This window comes from Candidatus Scalindua japonica, assembly GCF_002443295.1.
GTDB lineage: Bacteria > Planctomycetota > Brocadiia > Brocadiales > Scalinduaceae > Scalindua > Scalindua japonica.
On sequence record NZ_BAOS01000028.1, the window covers coordinates 36,091 to 61,189 of the forward strand.

The 25,099-nt window shown below is 39.5% G+C and carries 24 protein-coding genes; 12 read left to right on the top strand and 12 right to left on the bottom strand.

What is annotated here, in order from left to right; genetic code table 11:
• The 12 genes from SCALIN_RS14635 to SCALIN_RS14685 form a co-directional block, all read right to left on the bottom strand.
• Positions 1–597 carry a c-type cytochrome gene (locus SCALIN_RS14635; protein ID WP_096895205.1) on the bottom strand — a complete coding sequence of 199 codons (597 nt, stop codon included), beginning with the start codon at positions 595–597 and terminating at the stop codon, positions 1–3.
• Positions 594–764: a cbb3-type cytochrome oxidase subunit 3 gene (locus tag SCALIN_RS14640; protein WP_096895206.1), complete on the bottom strand. Its 171-nt coding sequence runs from the start codon at positions 762–764 to the stop codon at positions 594–596. Before SCALIN_RS14640 ends, SCALIN_RS14635 begins: the two co-directional genes overlap by 4 nt.
• Position 765: 1 nt before the next feature.
• Positions 766–2,895 (bottom strand): cytochrome-c oxidase, cbb3-type subunit I, encoded by a 2,130-nt coding sequence (gene ccoN, locus SCALIN_RS14645; protein ID WP_096895207.1) that lies wholly within the window; start codon positions 2,893–2,895, stop codon positions 766–768.
• Between the two features lie 34 nt (positions 2,896–2,929).
• On the bottom strand, positions 2,930–3,097 hold the full coding sequence (ccoS, locus tag SCALIN_RS14650) for a cbb3-type cytochrome oxidase assembly protein CcoS (protein ID WP_096895208.1): 168 nt from the start codon (positions 3,095–3,097) through the stop codon (positions 2,930–2,932).
• A gap of 137 nt (positions 3,098–3,234) precedes the next feature.
• Positions 3,235–5,706: a heavy metal translocating P-type ATPase gene (locus SCALIN_RS14655; protein WP_096895209.1), complete on the bottom strand. Its 2,472-nt coding sequence runs from the start codon at positions 5,704–5,706 to the stop codon at positions 3,235–3,237.
• An 841-nt stretch (positions 5,707–6,547) separates the two neighbouring features.
• Positions 6,548–6,673, bottom strand: a complete 126-nt coding sequence (locus SCALIN_RS23455) for a hypothetical protein (RefSeq protein ID WP_096895210.1) — start codon at positions 6,671–6,673, stop codon at positions 6,548–6,550.
• 21 nt (positions 6,674–6,694) lie between these two features.
• On the bottom strand, positions 6,695–7,153 hold the full coding sequence (locus SCALIN_RS14665; protein ID WP_096895211.1) for a ferritin family protein: 459 nt from the start codon (positions 7,151–7,153) through the stop codon (positions 6,695–6,697).
• 27 nt (positions 7,154–7,180) lie between these two features.
• Entirely contained in the window at positions 7,181–7,642 is a 462-nt protein-coding gene (locus SCALIN_RS14670) for a ferritin family protein (RefSeq protein ID WP_096895212.1), read from the bottom strand.
• Positions 7,643–7,744: 102 nt separating this feature from the next.
• Entirely contained in the window at positions 7,745–7,900 is a 156-nt protein-coding gene (locus tag SCALIN_RS22835; protein WP_203415514.1) for a rubredoxin-like domain-containing protein, read from the bottom strand.
• Positions 7,901–7,956: 56 nt separating this feature from the next.
• A complete protein-coding gene (locus tag SCALIN_RS14675; RefSeq protein WP_096895213.1) occupies positions 7,957–8,232 on the bottom strand; it encodes a hypothetical protein in 276 nt (91 codons plus the stop codon).
• A gap of 27 nt (positions 8,233–8,259) precedes the next feature.
• Entirely contained in the window at positions 8,260–9,633 is a 1,374-nt protein-coding gene (locus SCALIN_RS14680; protein ID WP_096895214.1) for an FAD-dependent oxidoreductase, read from the bottom strand.
• Positions 9,634–9,898: 265 nt separating this feature from the next.
• Complete coding sequence (locus SCALIN_RS14685) at positions 9,899–10,330, bottom strand: desulfoferrodoxin family protein (protein WP_096895215.1); 432 nt, start codon at positions 10,328–10,330, stop codon at positions 9,899–9,901.
• 815 nt (positions 10,331–11,145) lie between these two features.
• On the opposite strand from SCALIN_RS14685, the gene SCALIN_RS14695 reads away from it, so the two are divergent.
• The 12 genes from SCALIN_RS14695 to SCALIN_RS14760 all read left to right on the top strand — a co-directional run bounded on the left by SCALIN_RS14695 (position 11,146) and on the right by SCALIN_RS14760 (position 24,591).
• Positions 11,146–12,786 (top strand): acetolactate synthase large subunit, encoded by a 1,641-nt coding sequence (locus SCALIN_RS14695; RefSeq protein ID WP_096895217.1) that lies wholly within the window; start codon positions 11,146–11,148, stop codon positions 12,784–12,786.
• Between the two features lie 22 nt (positions 12,787–12,808).
• Positions 12,809–14,200: an aldehyde dehydrogenase family protein gene (locus SCALIN_RS14700; protein WP_096895218.1), complete on the top strand. Its 1,392-nt coding sequence runs from the start codon at positions 12,809–12,811 to the stop codon at positions 14,198–14,200.
• A gap of 91 nt (positions 14,201–14,291) precedes the next feature.
• The gene (locus tag SCALIN_RS14705) at positions 14,292–14,870 is read left to right on the top strand and encodes a c-type heme family protein (protein ID WP_096895219.1); all 579 of its coding nucleotides are present in this window, start codon (positions 14,292–14,294) and stop codon (positions 14,868–14,870) included.
• A 136-nt stretch (positions 14,871–15,006) separates the two neighbouring features.
• Entirely contained in the window at positions 15,007–15,381 is a 375-nt protein-coding gene (locus SCALIN_RS14710) for a class II SORL domain-containing protein (RefSeq protein WP_096895220.1), read from the top strand.
• 176 nt (positions 15,382–15,557) lie between these two features.
• The gene (locus SCALIN_RS14715) at positions 15,558–16,970 is read left to right on the top strand and encodes an aspartate ammonia-lyase (protein WP_096895221.1); all 1,413 of its coding nucleotides are present in this window, start codon (positions 15,558–15,560) and stop codon (positions 16,968–16,970) included.
• Positions 16,971–17,120: 150 nt separating this feature from the next.
• Entirely contained in the window at positions 17,121–17,699 is a 579-nt protein-coding gene (locus SCALIN_RS14720; RefSeq protein ID WP_096895222.1) for a flavodoxin family protein, read from the top strand.
• Between the two features lie 265 nt (positions 17,700–17,964).
• Complete coding sequence (locus SCALIN_RS14725) at positions 17,965–18,540, top strand: NapC/NirT family cytochrome c (protein ID WP_096895223.1); 576 nt, start codon at positions 17,965–17,967, stop codon at positions 18,538–18,540.
• Positions 18,541–18,594: 54 nt separating this feature from the next.
• Positions 18,595–18,789: a hypothetical protein gene (locus SCALIN_RS14730; RefSeq protein WP_203415516.1), complete on the top strand. Its 195-nt coding sequence runs from the start codon at positions 18,595–18,597 to the stop codon at positions 18,787–18,789.
• A gap of 924 nt (positions 18,790–19,713) precedes the next feature.
• Positions 19,714–21,675 (top strand): anaerobic carbon-monoxide dehydrogenase catalytic subunit, encoded by a 1,962-nt coding sequence (gene cooS, locus SCALIN_RS14740; protein WP_096895226.1) that lies wholly within the window; start codon positions 19,714–19,716, stop codon positions 21,673–21,675.
• Between the two features lie 261 nt (positions 21,676–21,936).
• Positions 21,937–22,614 carry an START domain-containing protein gene (locus tag SCALIN_RS14750; protein ID WP_096895228.1) on the top strand — a complete coding sequence of 226 codons (678 nt, stop codon included), beginning with the start codon at positions 21,937–21,939 and terminating at the stop codon, positions 22,612–22,614.
• A gap of 270 nt (positions 22,615–22,884) precedes the next feature.
• Positions 22,885–24,177, top strand: a complete 1,293-nt coding sequence (locus SCALIN_RS14755) for a citrate synthase (RefSeq protein WP_096895229.1) — start codon at positions 22,885–22,887, stop codon at positions 24,175–24,177.
• Positions 24,178–24,192: 15 nt separating this feature from the next.
• Positions 24,193–24,591 (top strand): hypothetical protein, encoded by a 399-nt coding sequence (locus SCALIN_RS14760; protein ID WP_096895230.1) that lies wholly within the window; start codon positions 24,193–24,195, stop codon positions 24,589–24,591.
• The last annotated feature ends 508 nt before the right edge of the window (positions 24,592–25,099 follow it).

The following is a 25,099-nucleotide window of genomic DNA, read 5'->3' on the forward strand; positions in this document are numbered from 1 at the left end:
TTATTCTTCTACAAGCTCACCGTCAGGTTCTTTTGCATTGTCTACCTTTGTCCCTTGTATCGATTTTATATAAGCGGCTATATGCAGGATCTCTTCTTCAGACATTCTCTCTTCCCATGCGGCCATACCTTTTTCCGGAATTCCTGTTCTTATAGAAACTGCTATATCGCTAATCTTCCCTTTGCCATGCAGCCAGTAATTGTCAGTGAGATTTGGTCCGATCATGCCTTGTCCGGAATCCCCATGGCAGAGGGCACATTGATCACTAAAAATCTCTCTTCCATCTGCCAGGGCATCAGGATCTTGCAATAGAGATGAAAGTTCACTTTCGTTTACTTCAGGTTTTTGTATAGACGCTTCTGTCGATACCTGTGACTCTGTTTGCGCTTCTTTTAATTTTATTGCATAAGATTCCAGAATTTTATTCTTGCTGTTACTTCCAAAATGATAGCCGGTAAGGAAAACAGCCAGCAGGGCGGTAAAGTAGAAAATATACATTAACCATTTAGGGCAGGGGTTATCATATTCAGTGATACCATCGTACTCATAGCCCTCTAATAACTTGTCTTCAAACAGTTGAGTTTTATCTTCACTCATGTCAGATTCTCCTCACGAAGTGGTAGTTGAGATAAATAATCATAGTGTTTTTTCGAACCTTTTCTGTAAATCATAAAAACAGCACCTATAAAGACAGATAAGAATAAAAAAAGTGCGATTGCTATTAAATATATATTATTATATTGGGATAATGCCAGCTGTTTCATATTATTCTCCTCCTTTCTGCCCAAGGGCCTGTAGGTAGGCGATCAAAGCGGTTATCTCCCTGTCTGATACGTCTAATTTTACTCCCTGCTTTTTCAGGCCTTCTGCAATCTTCTTTGCCTGTTCTTTTGCGTGATTATCCGCATTAGACAGGTCCTCATCTGAATAAGGAACACCCAGTTTCTTGAAAAGTGATACTTTTCCCCCCAAACTGCTGAAATTGATTTTTGATGTAATCAGCCAGGGGTAAGCGGGCATAATCGATTCTTTAATAACCGCTCGTGGGTCTTCCATGTGCATGTAGTGCCAGAGATCCGGATATTTTTTGCCAAGCCGCGCCAGATCAGGACCGGTACGTTTAGAACCCCACTGAAACGGTCTGTCATACATGGACTCTTCGATTGTAGACCTAGGTCCATATCTCAACTCATCAGAATGTAGTGTGCGAATCATCTGAGAATGACAGGTAAAACAGCCTTCTTTCACGTATATGTCTCTTCCTGCCAGTTCTAATGGTGTAAAAGGCTCAACTTTCTTTTCTGTTTTAACGTATTTATTTATAGAGAGCGTTGGCACAATCTCTATTATTGAGCCGACTAATATGGCGATAAGGGCCAGAATAGTAAATGTGGCAGCCATTCCTTCAAGTTTTCTATGTCCATGTTCAACATGAACCGGTGCGGTTGAGGATGTTTTAACTTGTACGGTATCGTCTGGCAGCTCTTTTGGCGCCTGTTTTATCGTTTTATAAACATTATAAAGCAGGAGAATAAAACCCCCCAGGAACAAGATACCACCTAACGCACGGAAGAGGAATAGAGGGAAAATCCGTATTACCGTTTCCACAAAATCCGGGTATACAAGACGGTCATTTGCATCCACAGCTCCCAGCATTAAACCTTGAGTAATTCCAGCTGCCAACATGGAAACGTAATAAAAGAGTATTCCCAGGATACCAATCCAGAAATGGATGTTTGCCAGTGTCTTACTGTATAATTCAGTTTTCCATAATCTTGGTACGATAAAATATATCATTCCAAAAGAGAGAAAACCGTTCCAGCCCAGTGCTCCTAAATGTACATGTCCAACTATCCAATCAGTATAATGTCCCAATGCATTTACCGCCTTTATCGATAAAAGCGGCCCTTCAAAGGTGGCCATTGCATAGAAGGTTATGGCTGCAACTAAAAATTTTATGATAGGATCTGTTCTCAATAAATGCCATGCGCCTCGAAGTGTCAGTATTCCGTTAACCGCTCCTCCCCAGCTTGGAGCCCAAAGCATAATGCTGAATACGGTAGCTAATAATTGAAGCCATTCTGGCAATGCGGTGTTTAAAAGGTGATGGGGTCCCGCCCAGATATACATGAAAATGAGAGACCAGAAATGTATGACTGAAAGTCTATAACTGTAGATGGGCCTGTTTACTGCCTTGGGCAGATAATAGTACATTAAACCCAGGAAGGGAGTGGTTAAGAAAAAGGCAACGGCATTGTGTCCAAACCACCATTGAACAAGGGCATCCTGGATACCAGCAAAAACTATGTAACTTTTGAATGGGCTTACAGGTATACTTATTGCGTTCACAATATAGAGAAGCGCAACAGTAACAATAGTAGCTATGTAGAACCAGATAGCTACATACAGATGTTTTTCATTACGTTTTAGTAGTGTGCCAAAGAAATTGATGGCAAAGACAACCCAGATTAGTACAACCGCAATATCTATAGGCCATTCCAATTCGGCAAACTCTTTACCCTGCGATAAACCAAGGGGTAGCGTAATTGCGGCTAAAGCAATAATAAATTGCCATCCCCAGAAATGAAGTAGACCCATTCCATCAGAAAACATCCTTGTTTTCAAGAGTCTTTGTGTAGAATGATAAATACCAGCAAAGATGGCATTTCCAGCAAAAGCAAAAATTGCTGCATTGGTGTGTAATGGTCTTAAGCGACCAAATGTTAACCATCCGGTAATGTTAAGCTGTGGAACTGCCATTTGTAAAGCGATGATTATTCCCACCAACATAGCAATTGTTACCCAGAATATGGTTGCAAGGGTAAACATCCTGACTATTTTGTCATTATATTTAACCAGGACCACGCCGGAGTTGGTATCATTCGAAGAGCTCATTTTCCTGTTCCTTTCCCATAATTTGGAGTTGGTTTCAAATCTTTACTTTCTCTTGTTTGTCATTCCAGTCATCAATCAGTATCTTATGGGCAGGCGTTTCAAGGTCATCGAATTGTTCCTCTTTGACAGCCCATAAGAAAAAAAAGACAAAAAACGATACTAAGATAATTGCAATAGGAATCATAACATATAGAATCGTCATCTGTAATAACCCATTTTATAAATATAAATGTATTTGGTACTATTGTGCCTGGCAAGCAGCCTGACTTAAATATTGTAATAAGCTTTACAGCTTCTAAACAATAATGATTGTTGGTTGGTCATTCTATCAAATATAGTTTAATTGTTAAGTGAAAAATTTATTTTGTTAAATCTTCTCAAAAACCTTGTTCCCAGGGCAGAGGAAGACAGTACTATTATTGAACTGGCTGGCATCAATATCGCTGCCGTAAAAGGCGAAATATAGCCCAAAAGGGCTGCAACTCCACCGGCAAAATTATAGATAAAAGAAAAAACAAGATTTCTTTTTATGACGCGAAAGGTGTTCTTGCTTAATAAGATCAAGTCTTTTACCGGTGAAACTCCTTTTCTGGTGACATAAATATCGGCGGCAACTAAACAAGTTTCCACGCTCCCCTGAACTGCAATACTCACAGTATCAGAAGACATGGCAAGCGAATCGTTTGCTCCATCCCCAACCATTAAAGAGTCAGGGAAATTTTTTATTATGTCGTTTTTTCTCTCAGGAATAAGATTCGAGGAAAACTGTTCATTTGCTATATGAAGTTTTTTTGCGACGCTTGAAACAGGTATACTTTTGTCACCGGACAAGATGTGTGTCTTTATGCCCATGGAGTTTATATGGGCAATTGTCTCTTTTGCGTCACTATGAAGCCTATCACCCAGGCATGCGTATACGATAAGTTTTCCGTTTTTATATATAGAAACAAGGCTTGATATAATGTCAGTATCATCTTTGTCATTTCCATCAGGTAACGCTGATACTATTTTGTAATTATCATTGTCTATTATTCCGGATATTCCGGATCCGGGAATTTCTCTTAAAGAGTGGACGGGCAATTTCTTTATACATTTCTCTTCGAGGTGCTTTACTAAAGTTCTGGCTATAGGATGCTGTGAATACACCTCGATTGAATAGATCGCATTAAGAGTTTCCTGATCAGGAATATAATTATCCGATTCTGCAAAGAGAGGAGATTTCCATGACAAAAACTCAAAGTGACCTTGAGTAAGCGTACCAGTTTTGTCAAAAAAAGCATTTTTTACATAATTCAGTTTTTCAAGAGATTCGGCATTTTTTATTAAATAGCCTTTCCTGGCGGCTTTTTTTAATGACAAGCTTTGTGTTAGTGGTGTTGCGAAGGCTAATGCACATGGACAGGCCAGAATGATTAAAGCGAGAGTGCGTTTAATCGCTTCAGTAGGGTCTATATTAATATAAAAGGAGAAAAACAGTGCTCCTGCTACAAGGATGAAAATGCTGAAATATTGTGCTGCCTTATCGGTTAATGAAATTAATGGGGTTTTATTATAAATCTGCTCCTCTACTTTTTTCAGTATTTGTCCGATTCTGCTGTTACCAGCAGTATGTTTTACCAGAATTTTTGCATAACCCGCAACAACCTGAGTGCCTGCATAGATGGAAGAATCTTTAAAGAGCTTTTGAGGAAGGCTTTCCCCTGTGAGGATAGAAGGGTTTATATTTACCCATTCGTTCAAGACGATTCCATCAGAGGGGACACGTTCTCCCTCCTTAATAAGTACTTTATCATCAACGTTTAAATTTCTTGCGGGAACTTTGTCATAATCATTACTTTTGTTATTCCAACGGTGACAGATTTGTGAGTCAAGAAATGTTTGCATATATGAACTATTTATAAATGTCTGTTGGGTTCTACTCAATAGATATCTGCTTGCTAAAAGTAGAAAGATTAGTGTCGATAGCGAATCAAAATAGAAATCATCATTGCCCTGGATTAAATTAAACAGGCTTAGAACAAAACCAATAATTACTGCTACCACAATTGGCAAGTCTATACTTGGACGTCCCGTTTTCAGCGAACGCCACAGACTTCTATAAAACGGCTGGGCACAGTAGAGGAGTACAGGTAGAAAAAAGGCAAGATTCAAATATCCAAATAAAACGGCCATTTGTCCTTTTAGCCCTGAGTAAAGAGAAAAAGAGAACAACATAATATTTCCTGCACAGGCAGCAGCAACTCCCAATTTCATTAATTGCTGATGATTTTCTTTCTTTTGGAAATATTTTGCTTCATCAAGGCTTTTAATAGGGTAGGCTTTATAACCTAAAGCAGAGAGAACAGATGCCACTTTGCCAAAGTACCCCGGTTCTTTTAATGAAATAAGCAGTGTGTTCTGGCTCATATTTAAATGTACATTCTCAACTTGAGGTACCCATTCAGGGATTTGATCGATGATCCAGAGGCATGCGGTACATTGAATGCCTTCTACGAAAAACCTCATACTTTTGTTATTATCAATGCCTGCCGAATAGTCTTGCAAAAAAGACTTGGTATCCAGGAAATCATATTCAGGCAGGCTGGCAGATGGTTTATTAATTAGAGAAAAGTTTCCTTTTTTTAATATTTTGTTGACCGTTTCGCATCCCCAACAACAAAATGCATCACCATCATTATTGAAAACGGATTTATCTCTATCGGTAATGGCGATACCACAATGTGTACAGTTTGAACACTTATTGGTTAAACTCACAGTACTGTCATCAGCTTGTTTTTTTGTCTCTTGGGTAGCCATGTATGAATTGTTCATGACGTTTATATATCGCGGATATTAAAGGTAAGGATAAAATAATAGCATATTAAATTATAATCCAATCTTTTGTATAAAAGGTGCTTCCTTCTTGTTCCCATAGGCATCACTGTATTGCCAACTATGGATTGCCAATACAGTAGTTGTTACAAATACAAAAAAACTATTATAAATATATGTTTAACTTTCTTCACTTGGTGAGGTCTCATTTTACCACTGGTTTTCTGTAATTTAAATGAATAAAATACGATTATATTTAATTAGTATTTTCGGTAGGCATTGAATTAATGCGTGTAGACCCTCGTGCAAAAGGGGTCACCTTCTCTCAACAAAAAGGGGGATATTTATAGCCTGTTTTTTGACTGGTGTGAGTTACAATGATGTCGCCAATTAATCTGGATAGTTTTCCATTCATAAAGGATTATTCCGCAATATTAGTGCCAAATACTTATTTTCGCAGACAACAGTCTTTTTTGTATCATAAGCTTTATTATAGCAGAGCATTAAGTATTGGCAAGCAATATCGCCCAAGGTTGGCTATGAGGTTTGTAATTAATTATTGCGAAAATATTGCAGCCTGGCGGTAGTTTACTAATAGTAAATTACGATATATTTTCGCAATATGAGTTGGTAGTTAATAGTGAGGTTCATCGTATCGTAAGAGAATTAATTGGAGATAAACAAAATAGAATAGGTTTTTGTTGATCCGGTCGTCTGTCCTGTTTACCAATGTAAGGAGAACTAAAACCCTGAGTACATTTTTTGTTAGGGAACTGAAGCATGCCGTTTTTCATTATTAAGACATTAATAGATAGGTGTTTCAGTGGATTCAGATTAAAGCCTATTCATCAATCTTGCACCTCATCTTCTGGCGACAACAGTTCAGAGTTCCATCCCCACCTTTTATTACTACAACTTCAGCTCCACATATTTCACAATAGTATAATTCTGTTTTATGCGAAGGCATTTTATAGCTCCCTGATTTATATCAGTTTTCTTTATATACTACATCATCATATTCTGTTTCAATTTTTTCTTTGTGTTCAAGCTCTTCTGCTGCAAGTTCCTCAAAGAGGCACTTGACATCTTCACTGGTAACAACCTTTAACATCCTGGCATAGAATTCATAAGCTTTCTGTTCTCTCTTCATTGCGTGTACCATTATATCTTGAGATGTTGAATCCGGAGTAATCTCTTTGTCCATCAAATAATCACTTACATGAAGATCATGTGTTTGTGGAACGGTATGATGTTCATGAGCAACATCGTCTAGATTAAAGTTTTCCAATTTCACCTTATGTTTCAGTTCAATACTTGCAAATTCCTTTAGTAATGTTTTTGCAGAAGGATCTTTTGCTACATCTGCTGCTGTTGCGTAAAATTCACTTGCGTCAGTTTCATATTGAATTGCCATATCCATAATTTCTTTCAGCTGCTTGTGAGCCATTTTTTTAACCTCCTTAATAATATAGTATTATTCACGATACATTATATCCCAGAACAGGGCCTCAATATCCTCTTTGTGTTTAGTCTCTTCCTGTGCCAGCCAGGTAAACAATTTTTTTAAATCTGAATCTTTCACGTGTTCAGACATATTGCGATAAAATTCATAGGCCTTTTTCTCTCTTTTTGCCGCATAAACGAGTACGGCCTTAAAATCAGGGGTTTCACCAAGGCCTTCATCTGTATCAGTAAGGAATTCTGTTATTCCCTGTCGAGATGTTTCAACTGTTTCAATTTTTAATTTTTCAAGCGTTTCCGCATTAAAATCCTCAAGCATCTGTTTATGTTTCAGCTCTTCTTCTGCAAACCTGTTTAAGACACTCTTTGTTTGTAAATCTGTCATCTTGTCTGCAGCATTTTTGTAAAGCATGTACGTGCCATTTTCCTTAGCTGCAGCTCTCTTTAAAATCGACTCTATCTTTTCGTTTTGCATAATAATTTTTTTGCTATCATTATCTGCCTACAGCTACAGCACTTAATCACTCCGCCACCATCAATTGTAATGTCAAATTCAGTTCTAAATATCAATTTACATTCACTTTCCGTTCTGTTCATCTTCAGGAATGAAATCTTTAGGAACATAATTGGTTATTTCTCTGAATTCGCATGTTTTATCACATGAAGGACATTTTTCCGGAGGCTCATTTACATCAAGTTCATAACCACAGTTATCACATTTCCATTTATTCATAAAAAGCTCTTTTAGTTATCTGTCTTAAAAAATATTTCTATATATTACTTAATAATCTAATCAGTGACTGCTTTCTTTCGCTCCATTCTCTGCCCACAGCACTCCAAAATACCTGCTGTCTCTTCTACAACTGCTATTTGCTGTCCACATTTTTTGCAGATATAAGTCGCTCCCCCAACGGGGTTGGGATGAACTGAAGTCCAGGTTGCCATCATACCCTCAACAAGTTTCATCTCCTGCCCACAGCAGACAAGCACTCCAAAAGCACCTATCTTCACTTCGACTTTTTGCCTGCAAATCTCACAAAAATATACCTGGCCTTTTTGTCCCATTTTACATTTTCTCTATTATTATATTAATTATTTTAACATCTTCTCAGTTACTTTTAGTTCAATACCGCAAGCCGGACAAGTTATTTTATCTCCAGCCTTTGCGTCAGGTGGTATTGGAAGTTCAAGCTTACACACAGGACATAAAAAACCACGAAAACTACTTATTCGAGAAAACATATCAAACATCTGCTTTAAAAGCTTTTTATCAATATCTGAATAATTCGTTTTATTTTTTATAACCTTTGTAATCTCTCTGGCTTCCTGAACATTGCCGATAAAGAGAGCTCCTACTACTCTGTCATTTTTCAAGACAAGTTTTTTATAAACATCAATCTCGGGATGAGGGTAATCACCCCTCACTATGTCATAGTCGCCATTTAATTGATTTGAGACTCCGATTGAAACTATATCAATTCCACATATTTGTGTTGCGCTGATACTTGCGACCTCATCATATTCCGCATTATTTCCTGCCATATTTGAACCTGCAACCTGCCCCTGTTGCCACGCTTTTAACCATCGGACATTAATTTCAGGAATTTCAGAGTCCGGGTCGATTGGCAATTGAGCTACATCACCGGCGGCATAAATATTGTCATAATTAGTTAGCATTTTATTGTTTACCAAAACACCGTTATCAGTGTTTACACCACTATTCGTCAAAAAACCGATGCTGGGCTGCAGCTTATCAACAATACCAAGAACCTGACAGTCAATTTGTTCGCCATCTGTTGTGATTATCCCATTAACTAACCTGTTTTTTATAAACACCTCTTTTATGTCTGTTTCATGTTTTACCTTAATGCCCTTGCCTTTTAATCTTTGCATAAGTATATCAGATGCATCTTTATCCATGATTTCAGGCCATAGTCTATTCCCACGTAATAAATAGGTTACTTCAAGTCCGCTACTAAGTAACGCTTCTATTAACGCTAATGTCAAAAAATCTTCTCCGACTACCACCGCGTTCTTGGCGGATTTAATCTTTTCCTTTATGTTTTTGGCATCATCAATTGTTTTCAGCTGGACGATGCCTCCATTTAAGTCGCTTCCTGGATAGCTCCTTCTTTTTATAAACCCTCCAGTTGCAATCAGTAATGAGTCATAATTAATTGTAGAATCGTCTTTTAAAATAATTTCATTAGCGTCAGGCTTGATACCGGTTACTGTCTTACCAAGGCAAGTAGTAATATTGTTATCTTCATAAAAAATCTTCTTTTTTCCCCATAATCTCTCTTCTTCGATCTTTCCAGCAACAAATTGCGGAAGTTGTGGCCTGTAATAGAAAGCGTAAGCTTCGTTGCCAATTATTGTTATTTTACAACCGGAGTCATGTTTTCTGATTGTTTCCGCAGCCTTTATACCGGCAACGCCATTACCAATGATTACGTGCTCTGCCATCTTTAAAACTTTCAAAAAATTGTGTGTGAAATAAAAACAACTTAATTATAAGTGGATAGTTTACCTTATAAGATCATTCTAGTCAACCTTTTGATAGGGCAAACCTTCTGTTAATGAAAATAGAGTTTGTGATTTACAAGAACGGTGTGTGTTTATGTACAATGATGACAAATTCCACAGCTGAAATAGAGTGGGAAAACCGTTGGCGCCTTTTTTATTTGAAGAAGAGTGCTTTTCGCCTTAACGATGAAAAGTCTGGATATTATTATACTTCAAACTCGGCAGCCCAGAGATCATGTTTATTACAGAAGCTGGTAGCGTAAAGCGTTGTGGTGTCCCATGCATATTGAGAACTGATATCTTTTAGTTCAAATACTGATTTTGCTGTAGCATCAGAGGGGGAAAAAGTTTTTTCTCCCAGCACTTCTCCACATTTGGTAACTATTGTATGTCTAACGATATAGTGTTCTTCGCTCATACCGTGGATAGTCGTGACGGTTACCTTATTTCCTGCAACTTTTACATTTGGCATGTGTCCTTTAACCTTCTTAGACCATTTACCCGGATAATGTTTTGTATAAACAATGCCTTTGGGGAAAGAACAAGTTGGACCAGCTGATACTGGAGATATACGGCCTGCCACCACACCGGCAGCTACTGCTAATGATGATTTTAAAAACGTTCTCCTGGCTGACATAATCATTTTCCTTTATAATGAGTGTTAATGAAATAATCGTTAGAAATATTAAACATCTGGTAAGTATTTATAAATGTTGTCCTTGTATAAAGATAGCAATATTTATACCAATAATTTTTTTTCGTAGCCAAATACATATGGTAATACGTAAGGATTAAAACGACAAGGCCTTACAATTTTATGTAAAAACATAATATACACGCTTTATAAAATAAAGCGAAAAATTTGCGCATAAACCTGCTTTAAACAAAGATTTTAGCCGTAATTTATGCGCTATATATTAATATTCCAATACTTGGTTTTATTTTAATAATATCGCCTTTGTGTGTAATGGCTTATTATATCAGTGCTTATGGGTTGTTTTTATTTTGTATGTAATTATTTCATTGTGGGTATCAATATTGCTAGTGATAAGTTACATTAAAAAGTAGTTAAAAGCTGTTCTTCCTGATCGCAGGAAGAACAGCTTAAATCAGATTAAAGTATTTTAAATAAATAATCCGATATTTATTTATATTACCGAACCATTAGTTTGCGGTTAGTTTTTGCGCGTGTATTTTATTATTATTATTGTCTCTAAAGTTGTCATCTCCGTATGCCTGCTCGCCCGGGTATCTATAAGGGCACGCTATTTGTGATTGAATTCTGGACAAACGGCTATTTGGAGACTGATACAAGGAGTTCTCATAAACAATGGCCACAATTAGAAAGATCTAACCTGGCAAGACAGATTGCTAAATGTGAGGATCTTATTTTTGTACAAGAAAATTTTTTTTTAACATTTTCAGTGATGTTAAAAAGGGAAGGAAAAAATGATGAAAGCTTCTGATTTATTTGTTAAAGCCCTTGAAAATGAAGGAGTCGAGTATGTGTTTGGGATACCTGGTGAAGAAAATTTAGATTTTTTGAATTCCCTTAAAGATTCGAAAATAAAGTTAATTATAACCCGTCACGAACAAGGTGCCGGTTTTATGGCAGCTACCATTGGCCGATTAACAGGTAAACCAGGAGTTTGTCTTTCCACACTAGGACCCGGAGCAACCAATTTAGTGACCCCGGCAGCTTATGCTAACTTAGGCGCTATGCCCATGCTCATGATTACAGGGCAAAAGCCAATAAAGAAAAGCAAACAAGGCCGCTTCCAGATTATTGATACTGTTGATATGATGCGTCCTCTTACCAAATATAGTAAGCAAATTGTTAACGGCAATAGTATTCCATCTATGATTAGAGAAGCCTTCAGGATAGCCCAGGAAGAGCGTCCGGGGGCAGTGCATCTGGAGTTGCCTGAAGATATTGCTGCCGAAGAGTGTGAAGAGCGCATATTTGAGACAGTTGGTTATCGGAGGCCAGACGCAGATGATCAGGACATCTCAAAAGCAGCCAAGATGATACAGGAAGCCAAGATGCCTCTAATCCTGATAGGCGCTGGAGCTAATCGTAAGCGAACAAGCAATGCTCTTAAGAAACTGATTGAGAAAACACAAATTCCTTATTTTACTACCCAAATGGGCAAAGGGGTAGTTGATGCGAGGCATCCGCAATGTTTAGGAACAGCTGCATTGTCAGATAATGATTTTTTACACTGCGCGATTTCCCGGGCCGATTTGATTATCAATATTGGTCATGATGTGATAGAAAAACCTCCATTTTTTATGGTTGATCGCCAAAAAGTTATTCATGTTAACTTTTTCCCCGCACATGTGGACGATGTTTATTACCCGCAACTCATTATTGTTGGCGATATCGCGACTTCCGTAGAACATCTTGCTCGACATGTGGTAGAAAAGAGTGTCAACTGGGACTTTTCGTATTTCAAACGTATTCAAGAGGATGTGAAGCAGCATTTAGCAAAATATGTCAAGGATGATCGTTTTCCAATACTCCCGCAAAGAGTTGTTCGTATAGTAAGAGAACACGTTCCTGAAAATGGTATTGTCAGTTTAGACAATGGCATTTATAAAATATGGTTTGCCCGAAGTTATCAATGTTATCATCCAAATACTCTTCTTCTGGATAATGCTCTGGCAACTATGGGAGCGGGATTGGCGTCTGCTATAGCTGCCAAAATTATAGAACCTGACAAGAAGGTGGTTGCCGTTTGTGGAGATGGTGGCTTTCTGATGAACTCTCAAGAACTGGAGACTGCCACCAGGCTGAACTTAGACCTGACAGTAATTGTTCTGAATGATGGTGCTTATGGAATGATCAAGTGGAAACAAGCAGGCATGGGCTTTGATGATTTTGGTTTGGATTATAATAACCCCGATTTTGTTAAGTATGCTGAAAGTTATGGAGCTGTCGGCTATCGTCCTGATAGTGTGCAGGATTTTTCCGATAAATTGGATAAAGCACTGAATACTCCTGGTATTAACCTGATTGATTTAGCCGTTGACTACTCTTTAAACCATAGTATATTGAATGTGTTACTCAAAGAAAAAACCTGTATTTTGTAACAAGAGAAAGAGGATTTATAAAATGACGGTTATCAAGGTAAATAGACCCCATGACCAGAGTCTAATCCAGGAAGTACCTGAGATGGATGCTGAAATACTGGAGAATATTTTAAGTAAAGCCAGCCGGTTATTTCTCAATCCTGAGCGTTGGCTGCCTGCCTACGAACGGATTGAAATTTTAGAAAGAGCTGCTCAAATTATGACCGGGCAGATTGATAAGTTGACGAAGAACGCCGCTGAAGAGGGTGGCAAACCATACCATGATTCAAAGGTGGAAGTCTTAAGGGCGGTCAACGGAGTTAAACTTGCAGTAGAACATATTGCACAGATAAAAGGAGAGCAGATCCCTATGGGGCATACACGCACTTCTTCTCAACGCCTGGCCTTTACTATGAGAGAACCTATTGGTGTAGTTGCCTCAGTGAGTGCTTTTAACCATCCTCTGAATTTAATTATTCACCAGACAGTTCCGGCAATCGCCGTGGGTTCGCCTGTCATTATTAAACCTGCTAAAGCCACTCCACTCTCCTGTTTCGCATTCATGGATATCTTAAAAGAGGCCGGTTTGCCCGATGGTTGGTGTACCGCTTTTATTGGAGCGACAGAACTTACTGAAAAACTGGTGACTGATTCGCGTATTAATTATCTCTCTTTTATCGGTTCTGCCAAAGTTGGCTGGTATTTACGATCAAAACTATCGCCGGGTACGCGCTGTGCACTGGAGCATGGCGGGGCTGCTCCTGTTATTGTGGAACCCGACGCGGATTTAGACGAGATGTTACCGGGGCTGCTTAAAGGTGGGTTCTATCATGCGGGCCAGGTTTGTGTTTCTGTGCAACGTGTGTTTGTTCATGATAAAATTTGTGATGAAGTGGCACAAAGGTTAGCAGCTATGGCGAAGGAACTTATTGTCGGTGATCCTCTGGATGAGAAAACAGAAGTAGGTCCTCTTATTGAACCCGGAGAAGTTGATCGGGTTGAACAGTGGGTCAATGAAGCTGTTGAAAAAGGAGCCGTTTTGCTATGTGGAGGCCAACGGCTTTCGAACTTCTATTATGCTCCAACTGTTCTTTTAAATCCACCGGAAGATACAAAAATTTCAAATTATGAAGTATTTGGTCCGGTGGTTTGTCTCTTTAGTTATGCAGACCGAAACAAGGCAATCGAACAGGCGAATTCTTTGCCTTACGCCTTTCAAGCATCCGCTTTCACCAGTAATCTTGATGCCAGCCTGGAGATTGTAAAAAAGCTGAATGCTACAGCAGTCATGGTCAATGACCATACTGCATTTAGAGTTGATTGGATGCCGTTTGGTGGTCGAGATGAATCTGGTATTGGTATGGGTGGCATTCCATATTCTATGGAAGAAATGACACGTACAAAAATGATGGTTATTAAAAATAAATATTTGTAGAAATTACCACCTGATAGATTATTTTGTTACAATAGGGAACTATGAAAACCGAGTTATTTTCTAATTTAACAATATTAGGAGAATACACATCATGGCAAAGAAAAATGTGAAGTTAATTCCGGTGTTTATTTTAATGTTATTCTTCACTGGTTCTAAAGTAACTGCGGAGGAGCCAGCAGATTATTTTATGGATATTCCTAAAAAGCCTTTACAGGTAATGGAGGAATTGTACAAATCGATTAAGGGTTTGGAATTAGATCATGCGAGAAAGATGGCACTGACGCTTGATGAACTTTATAAAACCTACATAGTCCTTATTACTGAAGAGTATGTTGATAACCCTTCAGTACTGCCTGCTGCTACATTATCTAAAAGAGTTTTTAAAGCAATGGATAAGAAAGGTTGGTACAAAACGAGGTTGCTGGACGCAACCGGTACTCCATTTAATCCGGAGAATAACCCCAGAGATGGGTTTGAGAGAGACGCTATTAACGCAATGATATCGGGAAGAACATATTTTGAAAAGGTTGAAAACATTGAAGGCAAAGACCACCTGAGGGTGGTTACCAGTGTACATGCAGTCATGAAAGGATGTATCACCTGTCACCCCACAAGTAAGGTTGGCAAATTGCTGGGCGGTATCGCATACATTATTCCCTTAGAAGAATGATAAGTTTGAAATGTCTAAAGTTAACAAATGCGGTTTAAACCGTTCGGGCTGCTTAAACAGCTTAAACAGCTTTCCGCACCCTGTGGTTTGTATTTAAATTACAATATAATATTATGAATCTTTTAGGAGAGATACAATGTCAAATGATAAAGCACTATTTTGTAAAGTTAATAAACCGGAAGATGTAGAGCCGGATTCTCCGGTGGCGAAAAAACATACACCCGTTATTACTGCACCAGCTGTTTTTAAGGTGGGTGAGTTTTACGATGTAAAGATTACCGTTGGAGAGATAGAGCATCCGAATGAAAACGAACATTTTATACAGTGGATTGAGTTCTATATCGGAGGTGTATATCTGGGAAGATTTGATTTCGCACCGGTAATGACAAAACCGGAGATAACCATTCCTTTGAAACTGAGTCATCGGGGACTCGATTCTACGTTGCGGGCAGTAAGCCGTTGCAATTTACACGGTCTCTGGGAAGGTTCTGTGCCGGTAAAGGCTGAATAGTTAAGCATAAAGAACACCTGCCTCACACATACACAGGCAGGTGTTCTTAGAGGTCTCTCTGCAGAACCTCTCTTTCGAGAGGATTCCAGAGTGGAGTCCTCTCGAAAGAGAGGTTGGTTGATAATTGTAGGGACACGATGCTTCGTGTACCTATATACATTACGAAATAGATTTCAATGGATAGTGAAAAAAAACAGTTCCGTATTGAAAAAGATTCTTTAGGTGAAGTAAACGTGCCGCTAGAGGCATATTATGGCGCTCAGACAGTCAGAGCACTGGAAAACTTCCCGATCAGTGGTATAACTCCTCATTCCGTTTTTACAAGGTCCATGGTCTATATCAAACGGGCTGCCGCAAAGGTGAACAGTGAGCTAGGATGCCTGGATGATAAAAAGAGCAATGCAATTATTAACGCTGCTGACAGGATAATAGCGGGTGAGTTTCAAGACCAATTTATTGTTGATGTTTATCAGGCAGGCGCTGGTACATCATGTCATATGAATGTGAATGAGGTGATAGCTAATATTGCAATTGAATCTTTAGGCGGTGAGAAGGGAGACTACTCCTTTATACATCCAAATGACCATGTCAACTTTGGGCAATCGACAAATGATGTCTTTCCAACCTCAATGAGGATTGCAGCGTTATTTCTTTTAACAGAGCTATTTCCTTTAGTAGATGAACTGGCAGACGCACTCCATGGAAAAGCAGAAGAGTTTGATAGTATCATAAAATCTGGAAGAACACATCTTCAGGATGCAGCGCCCATAAAGATTGGTCAGGAGTTTTCCGGTTACACAACATCTGTTGCAAAAGCGGGAGAAAAGATAAAAGGGGCAAGTGACGCATTAAAGGAGTTGGGTATTGGCGGAACTGCCGTAGGAACTGGACTGAATACCCACCCTGGCTATGCGAGGAAGATTGTCAAGGAGTTGGAAAAATTAACGGGTTTAGATGTAAGGGCCACTTCCAATTATTTCGAGGCAATGCAGAGTAATGCTTCTATTTCTGAAGTTTCGGGTACTCTGAAAGTATTAGCATTAGAGATGATCAGGATCGCAAATGATCTGCGTCTTTTAAGTTCAGGCCCAAAGACTGGCCTGGCCGAGATAACACTCCCCGCAGTACAGCCGGGTTCCTCAATCATGCCGGGTAAGGTTAATCCGGTTATGGCTGAAATGCTGAATATGGTCTGCTTCTCTATAATAGGAAATGATCTTACTATTACCATGGCATCCCAGGCAGGGCAATTTGAATTAAACGTCATGATGCCTGTAATGCAGTACAAACTACTGGACTCACTTACAATACTGACAAATGCCTTGAAGGTTTTCACAAATAAGTGCGTAAAAGGTATAACGGTAAATGAAACCCGGTGTTATCAATATGCCACCGGCAGTATGGCGATAGTAACCGCTTTGAACCCATATATTGGATACTCAAAAGCCGCAGAGGTGGCAAAGGAGTCGCTATCATCCGGCAAATCAATAAAGGAAATCATTCTGAAAAAAAAATTAATGTCTGAAGAAAAACTTGATGAACTGCTTTCACCTGTATCAATGACTAAACCGGGTTTTATTGCAAAATAATACCCTGGTTGTAAAAAAGAATAGATCAATTATTACCCGCTAAGGAAGTCAGGAATTACAGGAAGCGAGAAAAGACAAATAATTTGTTTTCTAATGCTTTTTTCTGAACTTCCTGTTTTTCTTAGCGGTTTTTTTTAAATAAACTTATCCATGAAACCAGCTTATGTATTGGGAATAGCCGGCAGCCCCAGAAGGAACGGAAATACAGAACTTCTTATAAGGGAGTTTATGAGGGGTGCTGAGGCTGGCGGTCATAAGACCGAATTAATTATACTTACTAAATTAAAAATATCGCCATGCACATCCTGTGGTTCCTGTCAGAAGAGTGGTAAATGCATTATTGATGATGATATGCAGTTGATGCATAAAAAACTTCTTGAGGCTGATTGTATCGTCGTTGCCTCTCCCATTTATTTTTGTGGGGTAAGTGCCCAGCTGAAATCATTTATTGATCGCTGCCAGACTTTGTGGTCTCGAAAATATGTTCTTCACGAGGCATTGATAAGCCCAGACAGGGGGAAACGTTCAGGATATTTTATTTCCACGGCAGGGTCTAAAGACTATAATGAAGTTTTTGAAGGGGCCATTTATGGTGTAAAGGCTATTTTTAGCACTCTGAATATAGAATACTCGGGTGAGTTGCTTTTTAAAGATATGGAATATAAGGGTGACATTCTTAAGCATCCTGATGCGATGAGGATGGCATTTGAAATGGGCTCATCGTTGTAAATAGTTTTTGTTTCTTCAGGAATTTATGTTTTTCCTTTAGGGTTCGTTTTTCCGCCTGAATGACAAAACGGGCAGGTCAAAAGAACCTTGGTTGGAGACTATTTGCCCGCCCGGAAGAATCCGTTTGCCAGCCCGACAATGAAGTTCTGGCGGGGATGCGAGAAACCGCCCCTCTTTTTCGAGTGGAGTCCAATGCTGGAATCCTCTCGAAAAAGAGAAATAGATCCCGACTATTTTATAATTTTTTTTAAAAGGATTGTTACAAATGATAAAGATCATAAAAAATTTGAGTATCATGAGTATCGTCTTTTTAATAGTTTTCACATCAGGGCTATTGAGATCGGAAGAATCAGCTTTACCCGCGCCTGATGAATCACTGAAAACTTTCCTGATTGGAAGCAGAGACGCAAAACGTCAGCAGTGCAGTGAGGAGGTGGCTCCTGCGTTAGGAAGAAAATGTTCTTTCTGTCACAATGTCAGTGTTACTGAATTTACAGAAAAAGGAGATAAGGCAAAGTTTATGATGAAAGCAGCAGTCGCGCTTGGTGTAAAATGTATATTTTGTCACGCTGGTAAAAAGAGGTTTACAGAGAAACTGGAAGTGGCAGCTAAAATGTTTAAACTTGCAGAAATGATGGATGTCGAATGCAGCTTTTGCCATGCGGGAAAAGGGAATTTTACTCATGCGGGAAAGACGGCAAAGACTGCTATGGTCCTTCAGAGATGGGCTAAAAAAGGTAATAAAAAGTGTCTGGAATGTCATGATAAAAAGAAGAAATTTGAATTGAACTTTCATGGTTGGGAGATCCTCAATGCCCAGAAGGGGCTTTTGGGTATGTAATAATTTATTCGTATTTGGTTAACATTATGAACCTTTTTTTAAGGAAGAAAGATAATGGTAAAAGTAAAAACATTCAGTACACAACTAAGAATTTTTCATGTTAAGGAAGAACTGGACTTGCTTGATAAGACGGTCAATGATTTTATAAAGAAGAACAAAATCAAAAAAGTAGTTTCCGTTAGTGATTCGTCAACCGCAAATGTTGATGGTGGAACAATGGGCTTAATACGCGTAGTTGCTTACGAATAGGGAAAGTTAGCGCAAAGCTGAGGTAAATTGGAGTGCATCATCCCTGCCTGACGAATGGCAGGCGGGGATGATGATGCGTATTTAATCCGTGACGCTCACAAAAAAACTGGTGTACGGCGGTTACTGCACGCCATAAAGGGAGAAATGTTTACCTATAGCATGGAATATAGAGGTTCGTCTGGCAAATTTATACCTAAACCCTTTCGAGTTTCACTAATGTTTCAAAAGAACAAAGTGTGGGTCGTCTTCCTGGTGAACCTTCTATTATAGAAATCAGATTATGATTGAGAAGTTCTCTTGTAAACCTTGCCGTACTGGTAGCAGGTATGCCGCTTTTTTGTTGTATATTTGTTATTTCTACAAACAGGATTTGTAAATACAAAATCTAATGTATTAACACTCCATTGTGAAGAAAATATATCTGAAAAAACTGTTTTCATGTTTTCGTATAGGGTGCTTATTTTTTCAGTAATATTCAGGTTGCTGATAGCCTGTTTTTCAACCGCTTACAGAAAAAAACACACCATTTTTCCCAGTCACCATTTTTTGAAACATTTCTTTTAGTGTCTATATAAAGATATTTTTTTTCTTAAAAATATCCACTTATATAAAAATGAGGTGCGGACATAGCCGAAAGTCCCGGATTTCCATATAACATTTGAAATTTATATTTGACAATATGTAATCATTGTTGTGTAATAACAGTAGTATCTCTTTAGTGGTTTTGATTAGAATTTTTAATTTTGTGAGTCAAGTTTCTGTGAATTTTTTAAATAAATAACTCAGCGACAATCCTTTGTTCAGGAGAATCGTTTTACTAACATATCAATTGGGTCAGACTTACACGGAAAAGCTGCATATGATATTTAACTGCTATTATCTAACGTTCATATGAAAATAGCCAAATTTAAAGGAGTGTATAAAATGACTGAAAAAACTAAAAAGAATTATGAAGGTGCTGATCAGGAATCTCTTGAATTACTTAAAAAGATGGAAGAGCACGGCATAGAGAGCTCTTATGACAGATACGATGCGCAGCAGCCGCAGTGTGGTTTTGGTAAGATTGGTCTCTGCTGTAGACATTGTCAGATGGGGCCGTGCAATGTTGATCCGTTTGGCAGAGGGCCGAAGAAAGGTGTATGTGGTGCTGACGCGAACACAATTGCTGCGAGGCATTTTGTCCGCTATGTTGCCGCTGGTACTGCCGCACATTCGGATCATGGTAGATCGGTTGCTGAGCTTTTGATAGCAACCGCCAGAGGCGAGGCCAAGGGCTATCGCGTTACGGATGTGAATAAGCTCCATGAAGTCGCAAGGTTATTTGATGTTTCCACGGAAGGCCGTAAGACAAATGAGATAGCCGAGGAGGTTGGTGAAATGGCCCTTGCCGAGTTCGGCAAGGCCTATGGCACTCAAAAGTTTGCGAATAAAGCCCCGGAAGCCAGAATAAAGTTGTGGGAAAAACTGAAGATTACCCCACGTGCAATAGACAGAGAGGTTACTGAATCGATGCATCGTACTGGTATGGGAACTGATCAGGACTATAAAAACCTTATAATGCAGGCGTGTCGTACCTCATTGGCTGATGGCTGGGGTGGTGCGATGATAGCGACAGAGCTTCAGGACATACTTTTTGGAACACCGAAGCCTACACGCGGAACGGCTAATCTTGGTGTAATCAAGGAAGATGAGGTGAATATCCTTGTACATGGACACGAGCCGCAGATGTCTGAGATGGTAGCTGTTGCAGCGTCTGATCCGGAGTTAGTAAAAGAGGCAGAGGCCGTTGGTGCAAAAGGTATCGCTATCGCCGGTATATGCTGCACTGCTAATGAGATGTTGCTCAGACATGGGATACCGCTTGCGGGGCATATGAAGATGCAGGAGATGGCTATCGCTACAGGTGCTGTAGAGTCTATCGTGGTGGATATACAGTGTGTGATGCAGGGAGATGAAGAAGTGGCCCGGGCTTTTCATACAAAGATGATAACGACTTCACCAAAGGCAAAAGTAGATGGAGCAATGCATATAGAGATTAACGATGAAAACGCTTATGAAAAGGCAAAGGATATAGTAAGGCTGTCAATCGAGAACTTTTCTAACCGAGATAAGACAAAAGTATATATTCCAAAGGGTAAGAAGTCAGATGTGGTGGTTGGGTTTACCCACGAGACAATAAAATATATGCTTGGAGGCAAGTTCAGGGCTTCATACAGGCCGCTTAATGACAACATAATGAATGGCAGGATACGAGGAGTTGTTGGTGTGGTAGGCTGTACGAGTTCAATATTGTGGCCGGATCAGTTGCCGTATATGAACCTGGTGAATGATTTGATAGCGAATGATATACTTGTCGTCCAGACGGGGTGTGCGGCAGCAGAGTGTGCGAGAGAAGGAATGATGGTCCCTGAACATATGGAGGTTGCAGGGCCTGGTCTCAGGGAGGTGTGTGAGGCGGTTGGAATGCCTCCGGTACTGCATGCCGGTTCATGTGTAGACAACAGCAGGATACTGATAGCATGTTCAGAGATGGTTAAGGAAGGTGGGCTTGGTAATGATATCAGTGAGTTGCCGGTTGCGGGAGTCTGTCTTGACTGGATGCATGAGAAGGCATTGGCCATTGGTCAGTACTTTGTAACAAGTGGAGTATATACGTTGTTTGGTACCAAGTCACCGGCTGCCGGAGCGCCGGATGTTGACAAATTTCTAAGTGAGGGACTGGAAGAGATAGTAGGAGGTAAGTGGGCATTTACTCCTGATCTTGTGGAGATGGGTACTCTCATAAAGGAGCATATAGAGAAGAAGCGTGATGCATTGGGAATAAACGAGAAGAAAGAAAGAAAACTTTACGATATGGAAGACAGGAGAGCACTTGCGGTTGACTGATAAGCAATTCAGTTGAGGTCAATCTGACCGGCGCATGCTTACTACATAAAGATTAGTTAATTGAAAAATTTATTCGATAATTTGAAGAAGGCTTATGAATTTACAACCCCTCCTTTCCACTCCGCCATGCCGTTTGGACGGGTGGAAAGGAGGGGGATTAAGGTTCTTGGTTTTTTTTATTCGGGGAAAATTCCAGGTATTCTGTGTCCGGGTAAGAGGGGGGCTTTCTCAAATTTTTTATTAAAAATGTCCTGAAAAAACATGAGATTAATTAATTTTTCATTATTCACTTTTCTCCTGGTTGCTATTGTGTCGTTTTTCAATGCAGTGATAGCTGATGAGAAAGAGTGGCATCTTGCTTATGAGGCCGATGGAATCAATGTTTACAAGCGTATTACTGAAGGATCGAAGTTCTTTGAGTTCAACGCTGTGGGTAATCTTCAAGGAACAGTTTCCGAGTATCTATCTGTAATACTTGATACTGATGAACATCCGGATTGGGTGCCTCGTTGTTTACAGACACAAAAAATTGAGAAAATTAGCGACCAAGAGCTCATTATATATGCGGTTTATGCTGGCGTCTGGCCGACATCTGACCGGGACTATGCCGCAAGGATGTCTATAACTTCCAAGCCGGATGTACAGACTATACGCGTAGATATTGAGCGTATTGAACTAACGGATGTAATTCCTGGCACTACAGACAGGGTACACATTCCACATTTGAAAAGTAGCTGGATATTTGAGCAAATCGGCCGGAATTTAACTCGTGTTGAGCTCCGTGCTCATGTGGACCCGGGTGGCTGGATACCTTCCTGGTTGGTAAATTGGGGATATCGGGAAATTCCTTACCAATTTCTGAAAAATTTGGAATCTCAAGTCGCCAAGCACATAGACTATAAGCTATCGTTAGCAAAAATACCAGTTGATCCACATTAAGCAGTGGTCTAGAAATAATTAACAAATAACGTAAATGACGCCTGGATCACAGGTTCTGCAAAGATACTCCGAAAAACCTTCATACTTCACATTGACATCTTGAAGCAATTGAAAAAAAAGAGTTGTTACTGAGACAAAATATTAATATCATATTGCCATTTAGTTTTTCTGTTATTAATAGTTAGTAAAAGATTAGAAAGTGAAACTCTCTTCCTCGTACAAAAGCAACAATAAATTATCGGCTTGAGAGACTAAGGAGTGCATTACAATATGGAAACAATATCACTAAAAGACGACCAAAAAGAGTTCTCGCTTCCCGTGGTTACAGGCACGGAAAATGAAAAAGGGATAGACATATCAACGCTACGTTCAGAAACTGGTTATATTACCCTTGACCCGGGTTATGGCAATACCGGTTCATGCCAGAGTAGTATTACCTATATAGATGGAGAGAAGGGTATTCTTCGCTATCGTGGTATACCTATAGAGGAGCTGGCCCTGAACAGTAATTTTATTGAAGTTGCGGACCTTTTAATATGGGGTAGTCTTGCTACCAGGGAGATGGGAGAGAGATTTACTAATATGCTAACGGATAATGCCCTCCTGCATGAAAGCCTGAAACACCATTTTGAAGGATTTCCATTTGATGCTCATCCAATGGCAATGCTTTCGGCAATGGTTAATGCGTTGAGCTGTTATCATCCGGTACTTACCAAACCTCACAATCCTAAGGAAATTGAGAAGGCGGCGGCAATCCTGATAAGTAAAATCCGGACGATAGCGGCTTTTTCCTATAAAATGTCCCGTGGCGAGCCGTTTATCTATCCTAAGGCCAGGTACAGTTACGCGGAGAACCTGCTGCATATGATGTTCTCTTTACCACACGAGCATTACGAAGTGCATCCGGAAATAAAACGGGCTATAGATATAATTTTGATATTACATGCCGATCATGAGCAGAATTGCAGTACGTCGACAGTGCGTATGGTTGCTTCTTCAGGTGCTAATCTTTTTGCTTCTATATCTGCCGGGATAGCAGCACTTTGGGGGCCTCTACATGGTGGAGCTAATCAGGCGGTGATTGAGATGTTGGAGAAAATTCATTCAGGTAATCTGGGTGTTAAAAAATGTATTGAGATGGCAAAAGACAAAGAAAGCGGTTTTCGCCTGATGGGTTTCGGCCATCGAGTTTACAAAAACTTTGATCCACGCGCCCAGATCCTTAAAGAATTATCGGCAAAGGTCTTTGATGTGTTAAAACACAAAGACCCTCTGTTGGATATTGCACGAGAATTAGAGGATGTTGCATTGCGCGATCCATATTTTGTCGAACGTAAGCTCTATCCCAATATTGATTTTTACAGTGGAATTATCTTCCGTGCTGTAGGCGTGCCGACAAATATGTATCCTGTATTTTTTGCCATTGGCCGCTTACCCGGCTGGATTGCACATTGGAGAGAAGCTACCGCAACTAACAGGTTGCAGATTGCACGACCCAGGCAAATTTATACCGGCCCTGCTAAGCAAAGTTATATACCGGTAGATCAAAGATCTCACACTTAGTAAAAGGAGAAGACAATGGGGAAATCAACTGATGCAGGTAGTCTGGGAATGCTTGGGAGCAGCAGATCTACTGCTGAGATAACTCAAGAAGTTAAAGAGATTAATAAATCAGGGAATAACTGGGTTTGTGGTTACGTTAATGTCCAGCACAAAAAAGTCGGTGACTTGACGATTAAATGTACTGGATGGAACTTCAGCACACCAAAACCTGGTACCGTTATATGCCAGGCAAGACAGGAGGAAAATGTTGATAACGACTGGCCGGACCAGTTTGCAATACAGGTTATTGAAACCGGTAAGAACTTTGTAAAGATCAGGATCCGACGCATTGATAAATGTGCTGACGAATCACCGGGATGGGCACAAAACCTGCGCATTGATATAACGGTTAATGACTGGAGCACGAAGGAATAGCGGCTTAATTAAATGTGTGTATTTTTTTTCGTGTAAGTTCTCGAAATTAGTGTCTTCTGTTCTGCACCATAAAAATATGGGATGAGGATCACATTGACCCCTCACCCCATATTCCAAACCTTGCTATTTTACATCATAACCGATTTTATAGCTTCTGCTTAAGTAGATTAGTTGACATGCTTGTAAGTTCAATACATTATTAATATTCTATCTTTTATATCTGCGAAGTAATATAAGTAGTAGTTTCACGCAACATATATCATTTATGTTATTGGTTATATTTTGCTGCAAACCGTTTACTAAAAATAGTTATACTAATTAATTTTGTAACATTTGGTATGGCAAGTGCTCATATAGTGTAGTATGGAGTGGTTTCATAATAAATAAATCCAGAATGCGAAATTATTGCAAGGTTGCTGGAGTCTCAAGTGAAAACACGAAAATTATGCAGATGGACCAGGGGGGGTGAAATAGGGTGCTGTTTCGGTTCTACTTCTTTCATCTAGTC